Below are 15,206 nucleotides of genomic sequence, written 5' to 3' on the forward strand. Positions count from 1 at the left end.
GGTGAAAAGACAAGAAGCCGCCGACAGGCGGCGGGCAACAAGACAGGGCCGCCAAGGTGGCCCGAGATGCAAGGCGAGCCGCGGCGAGGCTCGTCCCGAGAATTGAGCTAAGGAGCGACGATGGCCCAAACCCAGACTTTCAATGGCCGCAGACGCGTACGCAAGTTTTTCGGAAAGATCCCGGAAGTTGCGGAGATGCCGAACCTGATCGAGGTTCAGAAGGCATCCTATGACCAGTTCCTGATGGTGGAGGAGCCCAAGGGTGGGCGTCCTGACGAGGGACTGCAGGCAGTTTTCAAGTCGGTCTTCCCGATTTCCGATTTTTCCGGCTCCTCGATGCTGGAATTCGTGAAGTATGAGTTCGAGGGACCGAAATTCGACGTTGACGAATGCCGTCAGCGCGATCTGACCTATGCGGCGCCGCTCAAGGTGACGCTGCGCCTCATCGTGTTCGATATCGACGAGGATACCGGCGCCAAGTCGATCAAGGACATCAAGGAGCAGGACGTCTACATGGGCGACATGCCGCTCATGACCTTGAACGGCACCTTCATCGTCAACGGCACCGAGCGCGTCATCGTCTCGCAGATGCACCGTTCGCCAGGCGTCTTCTTCGACCATGACAAGGGCAAGTCGCACTCGTCCGGCAAGCTCCTGTTTGCCGCGCGCGTCATTCCCTATCGCGGTTCGTGGCTCGACATCGAGTTCGATAGCAAGGACGTCGTGCATGCCCGCATCGATCGCCGCCGCAAGATCCCGGTGACGTCGCTGCTGATGGCGCTCGGCATGGACGGCGAAGAGATCCTGTCGACCTTCTACAACAAGATCACCTACAAGCGCGCCGGCGACCATTGGCGCATCCCGTTCAACGTCGACCGTTTCCGCGGCCTCAAGGCCGTTGGTGACCTGGTCGACGCCGACACCGGCGAAGTCGTCGTCGAGGCCGGCAAGAAGATCACCGCCCGCCAGGCCAGGGCGCTTGGCGAAAAGGGTCTCAAGGCGATCAAGGCGACCGACGAGGATCTGCTCGGCAACTACCTTGCCGAGGATATTGTCAACTACGCGACCGGCGAGATCTTCCTCGAAGCCGGTGACGAGATCGACGAAAAGACGCTGAAAGTGCTGCTTGGCACCGGTGACGATGAGATCAAGGTCCTCGACATCGACCACGTCAACGTCGGCGCCTACATCCGCAACACGCTCAACGTCGACAAGAACGAGAGCCGCCAGGACGCGCTGTTCGACATCTACCGCGTCATGCGCCCCGGCGAGCCGCCGACGCTGGAAACCGCTGAGGCCATGTTCAACTCGCTGTTCTTCGACAGCGAGCGCTATGATCTGTCGGCCGTTGGCCGCGTCAAGATGAACATGCGCCTCGAGCTCAAGGCCGAGGATACCGTGCGCGTGCTGCGCAAGGACGACATCCTGGCCGTGGTCAAGACGCTCGTCGAACTGCGCGACGGCAAGGGCGAGATTGACGACATCGACAATCTCGGCAACCGCCGCGTGCGTTCGGTCGGCGAGCTGATGGAGAACCAGTACCGCGTCGGCCTGCTGCGCATGGAGCGCGCGATCAAGGAACGCATGTCCTCGATCGAGATCGACACGGTGATGCCGCAGGACCTGATCAACGCCAAGCCGGCGGCTGCCGCCGTGCGCGAGTTCTTCGGTTCCTCGCAGCTGTCGCAGTTCATGGATCAGACCAACCCGCTTTCGGAGATCACCCACAAGCGCCGTCTTTCGGCGCTTGGACCGGGCGGTCTGACCCGCGAGCGTGCCGGTTTCGAAGTGCGCGACGTGCACCCGACGCATTACGGCCGCATCTGCCCGATCGAGACGCCGGAAGGCCCGAACATCGGCCTGATCAACTCGCTTGCGACCTTCGCGCGAGTCAACAAATACGGCTTCATCGAGAGCCCGTACCGCAAGATCGTCAACGGCAAGCTGACCAATGAGGTCGTTTACCTCTCGGCTATGGAAGAGGCCAAGCACCACGTCGCGCAGGCCAATGCCGAGCTCGACAAGAATGGTCATTTCGTCGACGAATTCGTCATTTGCCGCAACGCCGGCGAAGTGATGATGGCGCCGCGCGAAAACGTCGATCTGATGGACGTGTCGCCGAAGCAGATGGTGTCGGTGGCCGCGGCCCTGATCCCGTTCCTCGAGAACGATGACGCCAACCGTGCGCTGATGGGCTCGAACATGCAGCGTCAGGCCGTGCCGCTGGTGCGCGCCGAAGCGCCGTTCGTCGGCACCGGCATGGAGCCGATCGTCGCCCGTGACTCGGGCGCCGCCATCGGCGCCCGCCGCGGCGGCATCGTCGACCAGGTGGACGCGACGCGTATCGTCATCCGCGCCACGGAAGATCTCGATCCCGGCAAGTCCGGCGTCGACATCTACCGGCTAATGAAATTCCAGCGTTCGAACCAGAACACCTGCATCAACCAGCGTCCGCTGGTGCGCATGGGCGACCGGGTCAACAAGGGCGACATCATCGCCGACGGCCCGTCGACCGAGCTCGGCGATCTGGCCCTCGGCCGTAACGTGCTGGTCGCGTTCATGCCGTGGAACGGCTACAACTACGAGGATTCCATCCTCCTGTCCGAGCGCATCGTCGCCGACGACGTCTTCACCTCGATCCACATCGAGGAGTTCGAAGTCATGGCCCGCGACACCAAGCTCGGGCCGGAGGAGATCACGCGCGACATTCCCAACGTCTCGGAAGAAGCGCTGAAGAACCTCGATGAGGCCGGCATCGTCTACATCGGTGCGGAAGTGCAGCCGGGCGACATCCTGGTCGGCAAGATCACGCCGAAGGGCGAAAGCCCGATGACGCCGGAAGAAAAGCTGCTGCGCGCCATCTTCGGTGAAAAGGCCTCGGACGTGCGCGACACCTCGATGCGCATGCCTCCGGGAACCTTCGGCACCGTCGTCGAAGTGCGTGTCTTCAACCGCCACGGCGTCGAGAAGGACGAGCGCGCCATGGCCATCGAGCGCGAGGAGATCGAACGCCTCGCCAAGGACCGCGACGACGAGCAGGCGATCCTCGACCGCAACGTCTATTCGCGCCTTTCCGACGTTCTCGTCGGCAAGGAGGCGATTGCCGGGCCGAAGGGCTTCAAGAAGGGCTCGAAGCTGTCGAAGGACACGCTCGACGAGTATCCCCGTTCGCAGTGGTGGCAGTTTGCCGTGGAGAACGAAAAGCTCCAGAGCGAACTGGAAGCCCTGCGTGGCCAGTACGACGATTCCAAGAAGGCGCTCGAGCAGCGCTTCATGGACAAGGTCGAGAAGGTGCAGCGCGGCGACGAGATGCCTCCGGGCGTCATGAAGATGGTCAAGGTCTTCGTGGCCGTGAAGCGCAAGATGCAGCCCGGCGACAAGATGGCCGGCCGGCACGGCAACAAGGGTGTCGTGTCGCGGATCGTTCCGGTCGAGGACATGCCTTTCCTCGAGGACGGCACGCATGCCGACATTGTGCTCAACCCGCTGGGTGTGCCGTCGCGCATGAATGTCGGCCAGATTCTGGAAACGCACCTGGGCTGGGCCTGCGCCGGAATGGGCAGGAAGATCGGCGATCTGATCGATGCGTACAAGACAGCGGGCGACATCAAGCCGCTGCGCAAGACGCTCGAGAGCTTCATGCCGGCCAACGACCGCAACGAGCCGGTCCGCGAATATGATGACGAGAGCATCGTTCGCCTCAGCGAGCAGATGCGCCGCGGCGTCTCCATCGCGACACCGGTGTTCGACGGCGCGCACGAGGCCGACATCAACATCATGCTGGAGCAGGCGGGCCTGCACACCAGCGGTCAGTCGCAGCTCTATGACGGACGCACCGGCGAGCCGTTCGATCGCAAAGTGACGATGGGTTACATATATATGCTCAAGCTTCACCACCTTGTGGACGACAAGATCCACGCGCGTTCGATCGGTCCGTACTCGCTCGTTACCCAGCAGCCGCTGGGCGGCAAGGCGCAGTTCGGTGGCCAGCGCTTCGGCGAGATGGAGGTCTGGGCGCTCGAAGCGTACGGCGCCGCCTACACGCTGCAGGAGATGCTGACGGTGAAGTCGGATGACGTCGCCGGACGCACCAAGGTCTACGAGGCGATCGTCAGAGGCGACGACACCTTCGAGGCCGGCATTCCCGAGAGCTTCAACGTTCTCGTCAAGGAAATGCGGTCTCTCGGCCTCAATGTCGAGTTGGAGAACACCAAGCTCGACGACAACCCGATCCGGCTGCCCGACGCGGCCGAGTAAGCAAGACGTCCGGCCGCGGTCTTCCCGCGACCGGACGCACCAAATTCTCGGCCGATGGCCGATCAAGTCGGCGGGCGTTTGGCCCGCGCTAGATGCAAGGGGTTTTCGAGGACCCCGAAAAGGAGAACGGCATGAACCAAGAGGTCATGAATCTCTTCAATCCCCAGGCGCCTGCGCAGGTGTTCGATTCCATCCGGATCTCGCTTGCCAGCCCTGAGAAGATTCTGTCCTGGTCGTTCGGCGAGATCAAGAAGCCGGAGACCATCAACTACCGCACCTTCAAGCCGGAGCGTGACGGCCTGTTCTGCGCGCGCATTTTTGGCCCGATCAAGGACTATGAGTGCCTGTGCGGCAAGTACAAGCGCATGAAATACAAGGGCGTCATCTGCGAGAAGTGCGGCGTCGAAGTCACGCTGTCGCGCGTCCGCCGCGAGCGCATGGGCCATATCGAGCTGGCGGCACCGGTCGCCCACATCTGGTTCCTGAAGTCGCTGCCGTCGCGCATCGGCACGCTGCTCGACATGACGCTGAAGGACATCGAGCGGGTCCTCTACTTCGAGAACTACATCGTTACCGAACCCGGCCTCACCGCGCTGAAGGAGCACCAGCTGCTCAGCGAGGAAGAGTACATGATGGCCGTCGACGAGTATGGCGAGGATTCGTTCACCGCCATGATCGGCGCCGAGGCGATCCACGACCTTCTGGCCGGCATGGACCTCGAGAAGATCGCCGGCGACCTGCGTTCTGAGCTGGCTTCAACCACCTCCGAGCTCAAGCAGAAGAAGTACCTGAAGCGGCTCAAGGTCGTCGAGAACTTCATGGAGTCTGGCAACCGTCCGGAATGGATGATCATGAAGGTGGTTCCGGTGATTCCGCCGGATCTGCGCCCGCTTGTCCCGCTGGACGGCGGCCGTTTCGCCACGTCGGATCTGAACGACCTCTATCGCCGCGTCATCAACCGCAACAACCGCTTGAAGCGGCTGATCGAGCTGCGCGCGCCCGGCATCATCGTGCGCAATGAAAAGCGCATGCTGCAGGAAGCCGTCGATGCGCTGTTCGACAACGGCCGCCGCGGCCGCGTCATCACCGGCGCCAACAAGCGTCCGCTGAAGTCGCTGTCCGACATGCTGAAGGGCAAGCAGGGCCGCTTCCGCCAGAACCTGCTCGGCAAGCGCGTCGACTATTCCGGCCGCTCGGTCATCGTTACCGGTCCGGAGCTCAAGCTCCACCAGTGCGGCCTGCCGAAGAAGATGGCGCTCGAACTGTTCAAGCCCTTCATCTACGCCCGTCTCGACGCCAAGGGCTACTCCTCGACCGTCAAGCAGGCGAAGAAGCTGGTCGAGAAGGAGCGTCCGGAGGTCTGGGATATCCTCGACGAGGTCATCCGCGAGCATCCGGTGCTGCTGAACCGCGCACCGACGCTGCACCGCCTCGGTATCCAGGCGTTCGAGCCGATCCTGATCGAAGGCAAGGCGATCCAGCTTCACCCGCTGGTCTGCACGGCCTTCAACGCCGATTTCGACGGCGACCAGATGGCGGTCCACGTGCCGCTGTCGCTGGAAGCGCAGCTCGAAGCCCGCGTGCTGATGATGTCGACCAACAACATCCTGCACCCGGCTTCCGGTGCGCCGATCATCGTGCCGTCGCAGGACATGGTTCTCGGTCTCTACTATCTCTCGATCGTCAATCAGAACGAGCCGGGCGAGGGCATGGTGTTTGCCGACATGGGCGAACTCCAGCACGCGCTCGAGACCAAGGCAGTCACGCTGCATGCCAAGATCAAGGGGCGCTTCCGCACGGTCGACGCCGACGGCAAGGTCGTGTCGAAGATCTACGACACCACGCCTGGCCGCATGATCATCGGCGAGCTGCTGCCGAAGAACCACAACGTGCCCTACGAGACCGCCAACCAGGAGATGACCAAGAAGAACATCTCCAAGATGATCGACACCGTCTACCGCCATTGCGGTCAGAAGGAGACGGTCATTTTCTGCGATCGCATCATGGCTCTCGGCTTCAGCCACGCCTGCCGTGCCGGCATTTCGTTCGGCAAGGACGACATGCTGATCCCGGACGCCAAGATCAAGCTGGTGTCCGACACCGAGGCTTTGGCCAAGGAATACGAGCAGCAGTACAATGACGGCCTGATCACCCAGGGCGAGAAGTACAACAAGGTCGTCGACGCCTGGGCCAAGTGCTCGGAAAAGGTCGCCGACGAAATGATGGCCCGCATCAAGGCGGTCGAGTTCGAGGACAACGGCCGTCAGAAGCCGATGAACTCGATCTACATGATGTCGCACTCCGGTGCGCGCGGCTCGCCCACCCAGATGCGCCAGCTCGCCGGCATGCGCGGCCTGATGGCCAAGCCCAGCGGTGAAATCATCGAGACGCCGATCATCTCGAACTTCAAGGAAGGCCTCACCGTGCTCGAGTATTTCAACTCGACCCACGGCGCCCGCAAGGGTCTGGCCGACACCGCCTTGAAGACGGCGAACTCGGGTTACCTGACGCGTCGTCTCGTCGACGTGGCGCAGGACTGCATCGTCAACTCTCTCGACTGCGGCACCGACAAGGGCCTCACCATGCAGCCGATCGTCGATGCTGGTCAGGTCGTCGCTTCGGTTGGCCAGCGCGTTCTCGGCCGCACCTCGCTCGACGACATCACCCATCCGGTCACCGGCGAGGTTCTGGTCAAGGCCGGAACGCTGATGGACGAGCGTGACGTGGAACTGATCGAAAAGGCCGGCGTGCAGTCGGTTCGCATCCGTTCGGCGCTGACCTGCGAGGTCAGGGTCGGCGTCTGCGCGGTCTGCTACGGACGCGATCTGGCCCGCGGCACGCCCGTCAACCAGGGCGAGGCTGTCGGCGTCATCGCGGCGCAGTCGATCGGCGAGCCGGGCACCCAGCTCACCATGCGTACCTTCCACATGGGCGGCACGGCGCAGGTGGTGGATTCCTCGTTCCTTGAAGCCTCCTATGAGGGCAAGGTCGAGATCCGCAACCGCAACGTGGTGCGCAACTCCGACGGCCAGCTGATGGTCATGGGCCGCAACATGGCGGTGCTGATCCTCGACGAAGCCGGCAAGGAACGCGCCACGCACCGCGTTACCTATGGTTCGCGCATCTTCGTCGACGATGGCGACAAGGTGAAACGCGGCCAGCGCATCGCCGAGTGGGATCCTTATACCCGCCCGATCCTCACCGAAATCGAGGGCAGGGTGGCATTCGAGGATCTGGTCGATGGCATTTCCGTTCAGGAAACCGCCGACGAATCGACCGGCATCACCAAGCGCGAGGTCATCGACTGGCGTTCGACGCCACGCGGCAACGACCTCAAGCCGGCGATCGTCGTCCAGGATGCCAAGGGCAAGGTCGGCAAGCTGTCGAAAGGCGGCGACGCCCGCTTCCTGCTCTCGGTCGAGGCCATTCTTTCGGTCGAGCCGGGCGCACAGGTTCGTCCCGGCGACGTGCTGGCGCGTATCCCGATGGAAAGCGCCAAGACCAAGGACATCACCGGCGGTCTGCCGCGTGTTGCCGAACTGTTCGAGGCACGCCGTCCGAAGGACCACGCCATCATCGCCGAGATCGATGGCACGATCCGCTTCGGCCGCGACTACAAGAACAAGCGCCGCATCATCATCGAGCCGCATGACTCGACGCTTGAGCCAGTCGAATACCTGATCCCGAAGGGCAAGCCGTTCCATCTCCAGGACGGCGACGTCATCGAGAAGGGCGACTACATCCTCGACGGCAATCCGGCGCCGCACGACATCCTGGCGATCAAGGGCGTGGAGGCGCTTGCCTCCTACCTCGTCAACGAAATCCAGGAGGTCTACCGACTGCAGGGCGTGTCGATCAACGACAAGCACATCGAGGTGATCGTTCGCCAGATGCTGCAGAAGGTCGAGATCACCACGCAGGGCGATTCGACCTACATTCCGGGCGACCACGTCGACGTGATCGAGTTGGAAGAGGTCAATGAGCGCCTGGTCGAGGAAGGCAAGAAGCCGGCCGAAGGTCAGCCGGTGCTGCTCGGCATCACCAAGGCCTCGCTGCAGACGCCGTCCTTCATCTCCGCCGCTTCCTTCCAGGAGACGACGAGGGTGCTGACCGAAGCTGCGGTTGCCGGCAAGACCGACATGCTGCAGGGGCTGAAGGAAAACGTCATCGTCGGCCGGCTGATCCCGGCCGGTACCGGCGGTACGATGAGCCAGATCCGGCGCATCGCCACCTCGCGCGACGAGTTGATCATCGACGAGCGCCGCAAGGCGTCCGGCGTCGAGGTCGCCGAGCCGATGCTGACCGACATGGTTAACGCCGCGCAGTAAGCGCGCAAGCAAGAGAAGATAGAAAAGGGGCCTAAGTGGCCCCTTTTCGCATTTTGGTTCCTCATTCGGATGGGAGAAGAAACGATGAGCAGGAAGATTTGGGCTTCTGTCGACGACTACATTGTCGAAGCTCTTTTCGAGGCGGATCCCGCTCTTGATGCCGTTCTGGCGGCCAACCATGATCAGGGCCTGCCGCCTATCGACGTTTCCCCGGCACAAGGCAAGCTGCTCTCACTTCTTGCGCGAATGCAGGGAGCGAGGAAGGTACTCGAAATCGGCACATTGGGCGGTTATTCGACAATCTGGATGGCGCGAGCATTGCCGATGGACGGCAAGGTCGTGACGCTCGAGCTTGATCCGCACCACGCCAGTGTCGCGCGGTCGAACTTTGAACGGGCAGGGGTGTCTGACCGTGTGGAACTGCGGGTCGGACCGGCGCTTCAATCGCTTGCGGCCTTAGGCGCCGAGAATGCCGGGCCGTTCGACTTCATCTTCATCGACGCCGACAAGCCGAACAACCCGCACTATCTGTCCTGGGCCATGCGTCTTTCGAGGCCGGGGACCGTCATCGTCTGCGACAATGTCATCCGTGACGGCGCGGTGGTGAATGAAGATGGTCGCGATGCCAATGTCGAAGGGGCACGCGCGGCGTTCTCGTTCATCGGCAGCGACAAACGTCTGGAAGGCACCGCGATCCAGACTGTTGGCGCCAAGGGCTATGACGGCTTTGCAATAGCGATCGTTAATTGAATTTGTGCGGTGCGCCGGCCGGACCTGCGATCCGGCGGCGCCCACTGATCAATCGAAAAACGCCTCCACCACATTGCGCTTGCCGAGCATGAAGGCGTCGGCGACGTGCTGCAGGGGCGCGAGATCGACGTCGGAGGTGCCGGCGCGCACGATCTCGGCGAAGCGCTTGTAGAGCATCGGATATTCGGCTTCCGGCTCCTCGTGAACGACGCGGCCATCGATGGCAAGCTTTGAGCCGCCGCCAGAAAGCACCATCGATCCTGCCTCGGTATCGGCCAGGATGTCCCAGCTTTGCGGGCCGGTCTGACGCCAATCGAGTTCCATCGTCACCGGCAGACCGTTCGACGTGCGGAAGGCGATATGGGCGGCGATGGGGGCCGCGCGGTTTTCGGGGAAATCGAGTTCTGCCGAGCTGATGAACATCGGCGGCAGGATGTGGGTAGCGATCGACAGGGCGTTGATGCCGGGATCGAACACGCCAAAGCCGCCGGGAGCCCAGATCCATTCCTGATTCGGATGCCAGCGGCGCACGTCTTCTTTCCAATTGATGGCGGCCGACCTGATCGTTGTCGATCCAAGGAATGCGCGCGCAGCTTCGACAGCCGGCGCATAGCGTGAATGCCAGCTGGCGAACAGGCAGACGCCGTTCGCTGTCGCCAGCGCCTTCAGGTCTTCGACCTCGCTGACCGTGGCGCCGGGCGGCTTTTCCAGGAAAACATGCTTTCTCGCCGTGAGCGCCAAGCGCGCGGCGTCGTAACGAAACTGCGGCGGCATGCACAGCGACACCGCCTCGAGCTCCGGCGTTGCGTCGAGCATCGCCTCGATCGTCGGGAAGTTCGGGATGTCCTCGACTTTGCCATGGCGGCTGGCTGCAGCAACCAGGCGATAATCTTGGTCCTTCGCCAGCGCCGGCAGATGCTGGTCACGGACGATCTTCCCCACGCCGACGATGCCGAGCTTGATGGGATTAGAGGACATGGGAGCTCCGCAGGTTGAGTGTGCTTGGTTTTGCCAGAGGTCGCTTCTTAGCAGAGAACTTGTGCCGGGCAAGTCGCCGGGCTTTGTCGCCGGCCCGTGAGATCGACCGCGATTCAGATCTCTTCAGATCGGCACATCGAACGTCACGATCGACACTTCGCCTTCGAGCGCGCCCTGATAGGCGGACAGATGCGGCTCCTCGTCCGGCACGCCGTCCATGTCGCCGATCTGATCGAGCTCTGCCTCGGCATAACCTTCCGCGGCAAGTGATTCGAGAGCGCGGCGCACCGCCGAATCGTCGTCCGGCGCGACCAACATCACATGCACGCCTTCCGGCTTGCCGCCTTTGCGCTTCCACACCCGCCCGGTAATAATGGTGACCGGGCGCTCCTCATTGTCATTCACGGGTTCGTACCTCCGGGCGAGGGGTTTTGGGCTGTTCATGCCGCCTTTTCGCACGAAGCACGGCCTGGAAACAGCGGCAAGCCGGTCACTTTCTGCCTTCCTCTTGAAAAACGGCGCAAGAAAATTACATGCGCTTTTCGCATGGCTGCCAAGCCTCGGGTTCAGCGCAATATTTGCCGCCCCGGGGTTGACGGACAGTGGCCATACGAGTAGAAGCCGCCCAGTCAGAACCGATGTGAGGCTCTTGCTTCCGAAGCGACACGCTTTGGAGTTTGCCTCAAACAGGGTTCGTTTTACGAGCGAAAAGACATTTCCGGCGTGCACGAAGCGGCTTCCGCTTCCTCTGCCATTTGTTCGGGCAAGACCGCGAGGCGCGGTTTGTGGCCCGAATTTGCGTATGGAAGTGACGCTTTGAGCGGCCCTGACCGGGCGAGATACGGAATTGAGAGACAAGAGGGTTTAATGCCTACCGTCAACCAGCTGATCCGCAAGCCGCGCATTGCGCCGGTGAAGCGCAACAAGGTCCCGGCCATGCAGCAGAACCCGCAGAAGCGGGGCGTCTGCACGCGCGTCTACACCACGACGCCGAAGAAGCCGAACTCGGCGCTGCGCAAGGTGGCCAAGATCCGCCTGACCAATGGTTTTGAAGTGATCGGTTACATCCCCGGCGAAGGCCACAACCTTCAGGAGCACTCGGTGGTGATGATCCGCGGCGGTCGCGTCAAGGATCTTCCGGGCGTCCGTTACCACATCATCCGCGGCGTGCTCGACACGCAAGGCGTGAAGAACCGCAAGCAGCGCCGTTCGAAATACGGCGCCAAGCGTCCGAAGTGACCGAAGCGTAGCCGAGGTCGTTCCGGGCGGCGTCAAGCGACGATCCGGGATCCAGGCCACCGCGTAGAATTGAGGCAGAGAAAAAATGTCCCGTCGTCACAGTGCAGAAAAGCGTGAGATCAATCCGGACCCCAAGTTCGGCGATCTGATCGTCACCAAGTTCATGAACGCCGTCATGTATGACGGCAAGAAGTCGGTTGCCGAGACCATCGTCTACGGCGCGCTCGACCAGGTTCAGTCCAAGACCAAGCAGGAGCCGGTCACCGTCTTCCATCAGGCGCTCGACAATGTCGCGCCGCATGTGGAAGTGCGTTCGCGCCGCGTCGGCGGCGCCACCTACCAGGTTCCAGTCGACGTGCGCCCCGAGCGCCGTCAGGCATTGGCCATCCGCTGGTTGATCGCCGCCGCCCGCAACCGCAACGAGACCACTATGGTCGACCGCCTCTCCGGCGAGCTGATGGACGCGGCCAACAACCGCGGCACCGCCGTCAAGAAGCGTGAAGACACCCACAAGATGGCAGAAGCCAACCGCGCTTTCGCGCACTACCGCTGGTAAAGCGCGAACGAGACTGAAGAGGCACCTCCCATGGCCCGCGAATATAAAATCGAAGACTACCGCAATTTCGGTATCATGGCGCACATCGACGCCGGCAAGACGACGACCACCGAGCGCGTCCTCTATTACACGGGCAAGTCGCACAAGATCGGCGAAGTCCACGACGGCGCTGCCACCATGGATTGGATGGAGCAGGAGCAGGAGCGCGGCATCACCATCACGTCGGCCGCGACCACGACCTTCTGGAAGGGTCGCGACGGCAAGATGCACCGCTTCAACATCATCGACACCCCCGGCCACGTCGACTTCACCATTGAAGTCGAGCGTTCGCTGCGCGTGCTCGACGGCGCCATTGCGCTGCTCGATGCCAATGCCGGTGTCGAGCCGCAGACGGAGACCGTCTGGCGCCAGGCCGACAAGTATCGCGTGCCGCGCATGATCTTCTGCAACAAGATGGACAAGATCGGCGCCGACTTCTACCGCTCGGTCGAGATGATCGGATCGCGCCTCGGTGCGCATGCCGTCGTCATGCAGCTGCCGATCGGCGCCGAGACCGAGTTCAAGGGTGTCGTCGACCTCGTCGAGATGAACGCGCTGGTCTGGCGCGACGAGACGCTGGGCGCTGCCTGGGACATCGTCGAGATCCCTGCCGACCTCAAGGCTCGTGCCGAAGAATACCGCGAGAAGATGATCGAGGCCGCCGTCGAAATGGACGAGACGGCGCTCGAGAATTACCTCGAAGGCAAGATGCCGAGCAACGACGAGATCCGTGCGCTCATCCGCAAGGGCACGATCGCGGTGAAGTTCTATCCGATGTTCTGCGGCTCGGCCTTCAAGAACAAGGGCGTGCAGCCGCTGCTCGACGCCGTCGTCGAATATCTGCCGTCGCCGGCCGATGTCCCGGCCATCAAGGGCGTCGACGCCAAGACCGACGCCGAGATCGAGCGTCATGCCGACGACAACGAGCCGCTGTCGATGCTTGCCTTCAAGATCATGAACGACCCGTTCGTCGGTTCGCTCACCTTTGCCCGCATCTATTCGGGCAAGCTCACCAAGGGCATCTCGGTCGACAACACCGTGAAGGGCAAGAAAGAGCGCATCGGCCGCATGCTGCAGATGCATGCGAATTCGCGCGCCGACGTCGAAGAGGCGTTTGCCGGCGACATCGTCGCCCTCGCTGGCCTCAAGGACACCACCACCGGCGACACGCTCAGTGATCCGCTGCATCCGGTCATCCTCGAGCGCATGGAATTCCCCGATCCGGTCATCCAGATCGCCATCGAGCCGAAGACCAAGAACGACCAGGAAAAGATGGGTCTCGCCCTTCACCGCCTGGCCGCCGAGGATCCGTCCTTCCGCGTCAAGACTGACGAGGAATCGGGCCAGACGATCATTTCCGGCATGGGCGAGCTTCACCTCGACATCATCGTCGACCGCATGCGCCGCGAGTTCAAGGTCGAGGCCAATGTCGGCGCGCCGCAGGTGGCCTACCGCGAGACGATCACCCGCAAGCACGAGCAGGACTACACGCACAAGAAGCAGACCGGCGGTACCGGCCAGTTCGCCCGCGTCAAGATCCTGTTCGAGCCGAATCCGGAAAGCAGCGAATTCGAGTTCGAAACCAAGATCGTCGGCGGCGCTGTGCCGAAGGAATACATCCCCGGTGTCGAAAAGGGCATCAACAGCGTCATGACCTCGGGCCCGTTCGCCGGCTTCCCGATGATCGGCGTCAAGGCGACGCTGATCGATGGCGCCTACCACGACGTGGACTCGTCGGTTCTGGCCTTCGAAATCGCCGGCCGCGCCTGCTTCCGTGAAGCAGCCCCCAAGCTTGGCGTGCAGTTGCTCGAGCCAATCATGAAGGTCGAAGTGGTGACGCCGGAAGATTACGTCGGCAGCGTTATCGGCGACCTGAACGGCCGTCGCGGCCAGATCCAGGGCCAGGAAGCCCGTGGCGTGGCTGTGGTCATCAACGCGATGGTGCCGCTCGCCAACATGTTCAAATACGTGGACAACCTTCGCTCGATGAGCCAGGGCCGCGCGGCCTACACGATGCAGTTCGACCACTACGAGCCGGTCCCGACCGCGGTCGCCCAGGAAGTCCAGAAGAAATACGCGTAACTCGAAACGAGTTGCATCAGTAACTTAATTCAAGGCCCGCACGGGCTGGCAGGAATGGAGAGATCACATGGCAAAAGGTAAATTCGAGCGCACTAAGCCTCATGTGAACATTGGCACGATTGGTCACGTCGACCATGGCAAGACGTCGCTGACGGCGGCGATCACCAAGTATTTTGGCGAATACAAGCGCTACGACCAGATCGATGCGGCGCCGGAAGAGAAGGCGCGCGGCATCACCATTTCGACGGCGCACGTCGAATACGAGACCGCCAACCGCCACTATGCCCATGTCGACTGCCCCGGCCACGCCGACTATGTGAAGAACATGATCACCGGTGCCGCGCAGATGGACGGCGCGATCCTGGTGGTGTCGGCCGCCGACGGCCCGATGCCGCAGACCCGCGAGCACATCCTTTTGGCCCGCCAGGTCGGCGTGCCCTCGATCGTGGTGTTCTTGAACAAGGTCGACCAGGTCGACGACGCCGAGCTGCTCGAGCTGGTCGAGCTCGAGGTGCGTGAGCTTCTGACCAAGAACGAGTTCCCCGGCGACGACATTCCGATCGTCAAGGGTTCGGCGCTTGCCGCCCTTGAAGACAGCGACAAGAAGATCGGCGAGGACGCCATCCGCGAACTGATGGCTGCGGTCGATGCCTACATCCCGACGCCGGTTCGTCCGCTCGACAAGCCGTTCCTGATGCCGATCGAGGACGTGTTCTCGATCTCGGGCCGTGGCACGGTGGTGACCGGCCGCGTCGAGCGCGGCGTCGTCAAGGTCGGCGAGGAGCTGGAGATCGTCGGCATCCGTCCGACCACCAAGACGACCTGCACGGGCGTCGAGATGTTCCGCAAGCTGCTCGACCAGGGCCAGGCCGGCGACAACATCGGCGCGCTGCTGCGCGGTGTCGACCGCGAGGGCGTCGAGCGCGGCCAGGTCCTGGCCAAGCCCGGCACCGTCAAGCCGCACAAGAAGTTCGTTG

The 15,206-nt window shown here is 62.4% G+C and carries 9 protein-coding genes; 7 read left to right on the forward strand and 2 right to left on the reverse strand.

Features of this window, described 5'->3' with window-relative positions; translation table 11 throughout:
• Window positions 1–120: 120 nt before the first annotated feature.
• From rpoB to NKI39_RS26665, 3 genes are all read left to right on the forward strand, one after another.
• Window positions 121–4,257 (forward strand): DNA-directed RNA polymerase subunit beta, encoded by a 4,137-nt coding sequence (rpoB, locus tag NKI39_RS26655; protein ID WP_352835567.1) that lies wholly within the window; start codon window positions 121–123, stop codon window positions 4,255–4,257.
• Window positions 4,258–4,388: 131 nt separating this feature from the next.
• The gene (rpoC, locus tag NKI39_RS26660; protein ID WP_023680444.1) at window positions 4,389–8,585 is read left to right on the forward strand and encodes a DNA-directed RNA polymerase subunit beta'; all 4,197 of its coding nucleotides are present in this window, start codon (window positions 4,389–4,391) and stop codon (window positions 8,583–8,585) included.
• A gap of 84 nt (window positions 8,586–8,669) precedes the next feature.
• Window positions 8,670–9,335 carry an O-methyltransferase gene (locus tag NKI39_RS26665; RefSeq protein WP_352474774.1) on the forward strand — a complete coding sequence of 222 codons (666 nt, stop codon included), beginning with the start codon at window positions 8,670–8,672 and terminating at the stop codon, window positions 9,333–9,335.
• 48 nt (window positions 9,336–9,383) lie between these two features.
• Here NKI39_RS26665 and NKI39_RS26670 read toward each other — a convergent pair whose 3' ends face one another.
• Together NKI39_RS26670 and NKI39_RS26675 are read right to left on the reverse strand one after the other, a co-directional pair.
• Window positions 9,384–10,313, reverse strand: coding sequence for a Gfo/Idh/MocA family protein (locus NKI39_RS26670; RefSeq protein WP_352835570.1), 930 nt, complete (start codon window positions 10,311–10,313; stop codon window positions 9,384–9,386).
• A gap of 123 nt (window positions 10,314–10,436) precedes the next feature.
• A complete protein-coding gene (locus NKI39_RS26675; RefSeq protein WP_023680447.1) occupies window positions 10,437–10,718 on the reverse strand; it encodes a transcriptional regulator in 282 nt (93 codons plus the stop codon).
• Window positions 10,719–11,180: 462 nt separating this feature from the next.
• On the opposite strand from NKI39_RS26675, the gene rpsL reads away from it, so the two are divergent.
• The 4 genes from rpsL to tuf all read left to right on the forward strand — a co-directional run.
• Window positions 11,181–11,552, forward strand: a complete 372-nt coding sequence (gene rpsL / locus NKI39_RS26680; protein ID WP_006333356.1) for a 30S ribosomal protein S12 — start codon at window positions 11,181–11,183, stop codon at window positions 11,550–11,552.
• An 85-nt stretch (window positions 11,553–11,637) separates the two neighbouring features.
• Window positions 11,638–12,108 carry a 30S ribosomal protein S7 gene (gene rpsG / locus NKI39_RS26685; protein ID WP_008875664.1) on the forward strand — a complete coding sequence of 157 codons (471 nt, stop codon included), beginning with the start codon at window positions 11,638–11,640 and terminating at the stop codon, window positions 12,106–12,108.
• Between the two features lie 30 nt (window positions 12,109–12,138).
• Window positions 12,139–14,229, forward strand: a complete 2,091-nt coding sequence (gene fusA / locus NKI39_RS26690; RefSeq protein WP_023680448.1) for an elongation factor G — start codon at window positions 12,139–12,141, stop codon at window positions 14,227–14,229.
• Between the two features lie 67 nt (window positions 14,230–14,296).
• Window positions 14,297–15,206, forward strand: a 910-nt coding sequence (gene tuf, locus NKI39_RS26695; protein WP_352835573.1) for an elongation factor Tu, incomplete at its 3' end; no start/stop codon positions are given.

The sequence above is a fragment of the Mesorhizobium sp. M0664 genome (genome assembly GCF_040320565.1).
GTDB lineage: Bacteria > Pseudomonadota > Alphaproteobacteria > Rhizobiales > Rhizobiaceae > Mesorhizobium.

Bases quoted from the DNA above. Each gene is read 5' to 3' on its own strand.
- rpoB (WP_352835567.1), top strand. From the start codon at position 121: ATGGCCCAAACCCAGACTTTCAATGGCCGCAGACGCGTACGCAAGTTT.
- rpoC (WP_023680444.1), top strand. From the start codon at position 4,389: ATGAACCAAGAGGTCATGAATCTCTTCAATCCCCAGGCGCCTGCGCAG.
- NKI39_RS26665 (WP_352474774.1), top strand. From the start codon at position 8,670: ATGAGCAGGAAGATTTGGGCTTCTGTCGACGACTACATTGTCGAAGCT.
- NKI39_RS26670 (WP_352835570.1), bottom strand. From the start codon at position 10,313: ATGTCCTCTAATCCCATCAAGCTCGGCATCGTCGGCGTGGGGAAGATC.
- rpsL (WP_006333356.1), top strand. From the start codon at position 11,181: ATGCCTACCGTCAACCAGCTGATCCGCAAGCCGCGCATTGCGCCGGTG.
- rpsG (WP_008875664.1), top strand. From the start codon at position 11,638: ATGTCCCGTCGTCACAGTGCAGAAAAGCGTGAGATCAATCCGGACCCC.
- fusA (WP_023680448.1), top strand. From the start codon at position 12,139: ATGGCCCGCGAATATAAAATCGAAGACTACCGCAATTTCGGTATCATG.